Source organism: Verrucomicrobiota bacterium, assembly GCA_027622555.1.
Classification (GTDB): Bacteria; Verrucomicrobiota; Verrucomicrobiia; order Opitutales; family UBA2995; genus UBA2995.
In genome coordinates this window covers 1-6303 of the sequence record JAQBYJ010000198.1, presented here as the reverse complement: position 1 = coordinate 6303, position 6303 = coordinate 1, and the positions used below count along the sequence as shown (strand labels likewise).

5 protein-coding genes are annotated in these 6303 nt (G+C 51.4%); all 5 read right to left on the bottom strand.

What is annotated here, in order from left to right:
* The coding region (locus O3C43_24420) for an acetamidase/formamidase family protein (protein MDA1069633.1) at positions 1-1092 on the bottom strand (1092 nt) is incomplete at its 3' end.
* 407 nt (positions 1093-1499) lie between these two features.
* Positions 1500-2786, bottom strand: coding sequence for a TRAP transporter large permease (locus tag O3C43_24415; GenBank protein MDA1069632.1), 1287 nt, complete (start codon positions 2784-2786; stop codon positions 1500-1502).
* Positions 2787-2791: 5 nt separating this feature from the next.
* A complete protein-coding gene (locus O3C43_24410) occupies positions 2792-3337 on the bottom strand; it encodes a TRAP transporter small permease (protein MDA1069631.1) in 546 nt (181 codons plus the stop codon).
* Positions 3334-4437, bottom strand: coding sequence for a TRAP transporter substrate-binding protein (locus tag O3C43_24405; GenBank protein MDA1069630.1), 1104 nt, complete (start codon positions 4435-4437; stop codon positions 3334-3336). Before O3C43_24405 ends, O3C43_24410 begins: the two co-directional genes overlap by 4 nt.
* A complete protein-coding gene (locus tag O3C43_24400; GenBank protein MDA1069629.1) occupies positions 4434-6065 on the bottom strand; it encodes an arylsulfatase in 1632 nt (543 codons plus the stop codon). The genes O3C43_24405 and O3C43_24400 overlap by 4 nt, the downstream gene beginning before the upstream one ends.
* Between the last annotated feature and the right edge of the window lie 238 nt (positions 6066-6303).

Genomic DNA, 6303 nt, shown 5'->3' with positions numbered 1-6303 from the left:
CCTCAAGCCTGAACTACGAACCAAAAAAAAGAAAACCTTCCTTCCGGAAGGCTTTTCGAACAGGGTCTTGCTAAGAAAACTTTTCTGTATTTTTGCCACCACGGTGAAATGGGGGTCGACGACCTGGGCGATCTCATACTCCAAAGCGTGCCCCATCAATAATGAAGAGCCGCGCTCGTCGTAGCCGTAGTCTTCCATCAACCACCGCTGCAGCTCGGTAGTGGCATGCTGGAGGGCCTGTAACAAAGGTCGGGCACTACCGAGAACAACGAGGGAGTCACCATTCTCAATTCGCGGCCACCCGATTTTTTTGTCCTTGATCAATTCCACCGAGAACTCCACGTCCATGGAAGTCTCTAGCGCATTTCCCAGTACTTCGCCTGCGCCTTGGCGAACGTGTGCATCTCCGATGAAGAGCAAGGCACCGGGTTCGAACACCGGTAGCATCAGTTCGACGCCAACGACCATACCGTTGTAGTCAATATTGCCTCCAAACTCGCCCGGAGTGGCGGTCCAGACCGCTTCTTTACGGGGTGGCGCAACGCCGATGCAACCAAGCATGGGTCTGAACGGCATCTCGATCCCTTGGTTGCGCAAGGCTGGGGTGGACGGCCGTGCCACTCGTGCCACCCGATCGACATCCCACATCTCCTGCTGACGTTCCCGTTCTCCTTCGTGGCGAAGGAAGGAAGGATCCGCAGCATAGGGAGCGAGAAAGGTGTTCGAAAAGGCGAAATCCCGATTCGGCTCTAACTTTTCCAGCCGCACGACCAGAACGTCGCCGGGCTCGGCACCGTCGACATAAAAAGGTCCAATCTGTGGGTTGGGTCCATTTGCCACTGGATTGCCTTTCTGGTCGCGCCCCCCCGCATCGATGGTCTTGGTAACGACCCGGTCCCCCGGACGTATATTTAGTGCGGGTGGATGCGCAAAGGAGAAGGTATTGTAATACTCTGTCGCTATAAACTGATGCGTCGTGCCCGTGGTTTGACCCGTTACCTTATGGGTCCCTACAGCAAAACAAATAAGTACCAGCGAAAGTAAGACCTTGGCCCAAACTTTAGGCAGGAATAATGGAAGATGTGTTTTCACGAAAACAAACTGCCGGTGAATAGTCAGATGCGCAAGCACGGACATTGCATCGCTTTATCAGCCATGACCTCCAAGATCGATCACTGTCCCCCCATCTGGGAGAGACAAAAAGTGAACTCCCTGAGGGACACTTTTCACTTTCTTCAATTTAAATCCCCCGACGTATAGAACACTAAACAACCCGCCGTCGCATTGAAATGCTATGTCGAGGCACGGCTAAGTCCGGCACCTTTTCTTTTACTCAGGTTCATTTAGCTGCTTGGCGTTATCAGTGCTCATCAGCGAAATCAGTGGTTGTTGTTTCTTAAATCCCGGTGATCTGCTCTTTTGATTATCTTAACCACTGATGGCAGATTAGAAAATCAAGGAGGTCCCAAACTGTCTGTGGAGCGGCTAATTAAAATCGCTCAAAATCCGAACAATTGAGGAAGCCACAAGAAGCTGGAAGGCAGGAAAGTGACCACAAGTAATACTATGAAAGTAGCCACGATAAAAGGTATAGATACTCTGAACACACGTTGAATCGGCGATCCCGCAATGCCACTGGCTACGAAGAGACATAAACCGACGGGCGGCGTCACAAGACCCAATGCAAGCGAAAGACAGGTGACTAAACCAAAGTGGATCGGGTCCACATCGTATCGGGCGGCGAGCGGGGCAAAGACCGGCACCAACATAATCATTGCTGCGGCCTGCTCAATAAACATGCCAATGAACAAGTAGAGCAACACCATCAGAAGGAGGAACATTGCCGGACTGCTTGTCATGGCAACAAAACCTTCGCTCAGGAGTGTGGGCAGACCTTCGATAGTCAGCCACCAGGTGGTTGCATTGCCAACTGATACCAACAGCAATACAATGGACGTCACCACAACCGTTCGGGCCATAGCCGCGTAGACCGCCTTGATCGTGAGTTCACGTGTCACGAAAAAGCCCACCAAAAGGGCGTAGACGATTCCTACACACCCTGCTTCTGTCGGAGTTACGATTCCGCCCACAATTCCCGCCACCATAATAACCGGCAAGACTGCCGCAGTGATAAAACGTAAGAGGATGCGACCAACTTCCCTTGCCGTATAGCGGCGACTATCAACTGGAAGCGCGCGGTTCCGACAGATGCTCCATGTTACCACCATAAGCGCAATACCGACAGCCACGCCGGGAACGATACCTGCAAGAAACAATCCCGCCACGGATACATTGGCAGCAGCGAATGCATAGATAAGCATCGGGAGGCTTGGAGGGATAAGTGGTCCAACAATCGAACTGCAAGCCGTCACGGCCGCCGCCAGATCCGGATCATCGTATTCCTTGCTGGTCGCCTTGATCAGCAGCGATCCGATCGCACTCGTGTCCGCCACGGCAGATCCATTAATCCCGCCAAAAAGCATGCTCACAAGAATATTGATATAATACAATCCGCCCTTTACTCGACCGACAATTAAACGCGCGAATTCCATTAGCCGGTTCAGAATACCCGAACCACTCATCAATTCACCTGCCAGGATAAAGAACGGAATCGCGACCAGCGTAAACTTATCGAGCCCTGTCCACAAACGCTGGGTGAAAAGCTGTAGCGAATGATCAGATAGTAGAAACATAACCATGGTCGATGCCCCGAGCGCAAACGCAACCGGTACGGCAATTGCCACCAGGATGAGAAAAATGAGTGCGAAGGTAATCAGGGTTCCCATTGCTCCTAACCTACCGATGGAAGTTTGTTGCCACGACGACGCTCCACTCGAATCGCAGAGGAAAGCGCCAATTGGAACAAAGCAACCCCTGCCCCAATCGGGACAGACAGATACGGAATTGTCATGCTGACGCCGAAAACAAAGGGATCATGCGATTCACGTCCGCTTAAGGCATAGCCGAATCCGTAAAACACCACTGCTCCAAGAAAAACGAAGATTACACCGTCTACCAAGTGTTCCAGAAGAATTAGGGGAGTACCTTTCAAGCGATCCCTTAACATTTCCACCGCAATGTGCTCCGCTTTTCTCAAGGCTAGACCAACGCCAAGAAATGCGCACCACATCATAAGGTACTTAGCCAGCGGATCGGCAAAATTGAGAGGGTTAAAGATGACAAACCGGGTCACGATGGAGGCGGTAGTCGTCAACACCATAAGCCCAAGCAAAATGACGCACACACGTTCGACCCATTGCGCCAATGCAACATCAATAGCCGCAATTCTCCGCAAGAGCGTACTTTCGCCGGAGTCGTTTGCGCTAACCTTGTTCATTCGGGAGGTGAATGCGGGTTTGTCTCATACCCCCAACCTTCGCCACCCACGCCTTGGATTTCCTGCTGAATCAGGTCCAGCTTGACGCGCGAAATTCCACGTCGGCCCACAAACTCTCCCCACACTGCGTCTTTGGTTCGCCTCTTCAGATTCTCTTCCTCGGATGCCGGCAGCGAATTTACTTCAACTCCCGCAGCACGCATCTCCCGAATGTTTTTAGTAATGTAGTCACCCACGAAATCCACGTGCCAGGTCTCCGCCTCACGTGCCGCTTCATCAAGTGTCGAGCGCACCTCGATTGGGAGCGCATCCCAGCCAGCAGAGTTAACTACTACCACCAACGCATAGGTTTGGAAATTTAAATCCAGGAGATACCGAATGAGACCGCCTTCGTAAAATCGTGCAGAATAGAAGCTGGCATAAGGGACCGTTAGTCCGTCGACCATTCCCAAGCGCACTGCTTCCGGAGTTTCGGTCCAATCGACTGTCACACCTTTAGCTCCCCACGCTTCCTGGGCGGCAATCTCCAAGGGCGATCGTGAGGCACGAAATTTCAATCCTTCAAGATCTGCAGCGCGGGTGATTTTGCGGCGGGATGTACCCACCTGACGAGGTCCCCCGATTTCGAAGGTGGCAAACCATCGTAATCCCACTTCGGCCAACTCCTGGTTAACTTGTTCGCGAACGGATTCGCTACGATAGGCAGCCAGCATCTCAGCACGGGATGAGAAAAGAAAAGGCAGATGAAACACCTCAAATGCTGGAGTAATACTTGCAAGGTTCGCGAAGGAATCAGCCGCCAGGTCGAGATGCCCATTTTTAACCGCCTCAAAAGTCTCCACCCCCGATCCCAACTGACCACCATGAAACAGGCGAATCTCGATGCGACCTCCGGATTTCTGTTCCACAATTTCAGCGAAGCGATTGAGGCCGTACCCTGTTACATCAGACTCGGCTAAAACGTTGGCGATTTTGAAGACATGATCTACGCCGTCCTTTTTCCCTCCTCCACAGCCGGCGAGAAACAGCACCGTAACTACCAGAACGATGCAGTATCTCCGGGAATTCGCGATTCTGGTATCAAGGACTCTTGTACTCATTTGGTCGTTTCTTCATCCTCCCAAAAAGCCTTACCTTCAAGCGTGGACATAAGTTCTAGAATCTTTTCTCGCGGAATGACGGCACTGCGCCCGGCCCACGAGTCATACAATCCGGACATCTCTGTGACCCGGCTGGGTTGCTCCGATGCGAGATCGTTCATCTCGGTGCGATCAGACTCCATATCATAAAGCTCCCATGGACCGGGAAAACGGCGAACAAGCTTCCACTGACCGAGTCGAACTGCGGCATTGCCCTCATGCTCCCAGAAGAGTGGTCCTCGCTCCCGCTTGTCCTGGGTGAATAGAGGAACCAGACTGGTCCCTTCATGGGGTATGATTTCATTGCCGTCATAACTTGACGGATACGCAGCACCCGCAAGTTCAAGCACGGTTGCCATGATATCAGGCAACTGTCCTGGTGAATGGCGCAATTCACCCACTTTATCTACTCCCTCTGGCCAATGAATGATGAGTGGGGTAGAAATACCTCCTTCATGGACCCAATGTTTGTATAGTCGAAAAGGAGTATTGGAAAGGTTTGCCCACGCGGTTCCATAACTTTGATAAGTGTTCTCGGGTCCGGGTGTAACCTCATGGCGATTGCCAATCGAAACCACTTCACCGGACCGTGTGTGCGAACGGGCGATCTGTAGATTTTCCACCAGTTCCTCCACTGGAACATTGTCCGGAATGTCTTCGGCGCACCCTCCATTGTCGGCAAGAAAGATTACGACAGTATTATCCATTTGACCCGTTTCTTCGAGGGCATCGAGAATTCGGCCGATGCCTTGATCCATCCGATCGATCTGGGCCGCATAGACTTCCATCCTTCGCTGCATCCAGTCCTTTTCTTCCTCCTCTTCCCAGGGAGGTTGTGAAGGATCCCGATCGGTAAGTTTCCAGGAAGGATGAATGATCCCCATTTCGATCATGCGATCCAGGCGTTGTTCGCGACACTGGTCCCAGCCTGCCCCAAAGCGTCCCCGGTATCGTGCTATATCTTCTTCATGTGCATGCAGCGGCCAATGAGGAGCGGTGTAGGCTATATATTGAAAAAATGGCTGATTCGCATGCTTCGCGGCATGTTTTTGCAGGTATTCCACCGCTTGATCGCTAATGGCGTCGGTATAAAAGAAATCAGGATCCGCTTTCGCTTCGGCTTCAATGTTATCGTTGCCTCGTGTCAGAGTGTTGGGATCATAGAAACTGCCCGCACCAATTATCGTGCCGAAGAATTCGTCGAATCCACGTTGTAACGGCCAAGCGTCGGAAGGCTCCTGAAGACTACCAGCAACATGCCATTTGCCGCTCATGTATGTACGGTAATTCGCTCCCTTGAGCACTTCCGGGATCGTCACGCACCGTTTATTTAAATTGCCCGCATACCCTTCGGGCCCGGTATCGTAGGTAAGAATCCCGATTCCTGACTGGTGGGGGTGCAATCCCGTGAGAAGCGATGCTCTCGAAGGGCTGCATCTCGCAGTGTTGTAGAATTGAGTAAACCTCAACCCTTTGGCCGCCATGCGATCCAAATGGGGCGTCTGCACTTCTCCGCCATAGCAACCGATATCGGAGAAGCCCATGTCATCATTAAGAATCAAAAGGATATTTGGACTGGAGGATTTCATTCTTGAGGTAGTCGTTAAGTTGAATCTATTAGAAGAATTCATCAATACGAATCGGCTAACCCGTCGACAGGGACTTATCTTAACCACTGATGGACACTGAAGAACACTGATTTAAAAAAATACGCCAAGTACGTTGTTGTAGGCCATCAGTGCTCATCAGTAATCATCAGTGCTAATCAATGGTTTATATTTAAAGTTAGAGAATCCTAAATCCGTGAGATAATTGAGTTTGGCCGCA

Coding starts and splice junctions, on each gene's coding strand:
- O3C43_24415 (MDA1069632.1), bottom strand. CDS start 2,786: ATGGGAACCCTGATTACCTTCGCACTCATTTTTCTCATCCTGGTGGCA.
- O3C43_24410 (MDA1069631.1), bottom strand. CDS start 3,337: ATGAACAAGGTTAGCGCAAACGACTCCGGCGAAAGTACGCTCTTGCGG.
- O3C43_24405 (MDA1069630.1), bottom strand. CDS start 4,437: ATGAGTACAAGAGTCCTTGATACCAGAATCGCGAATTCCCGGAGATAC.
- O3C43_24400 (MDA1069629.1), bottom strand. CDS start 6,065: ATGAAATCCTCCAGTCCAAATATCCTTTTGATTCTTAATGATGACATG.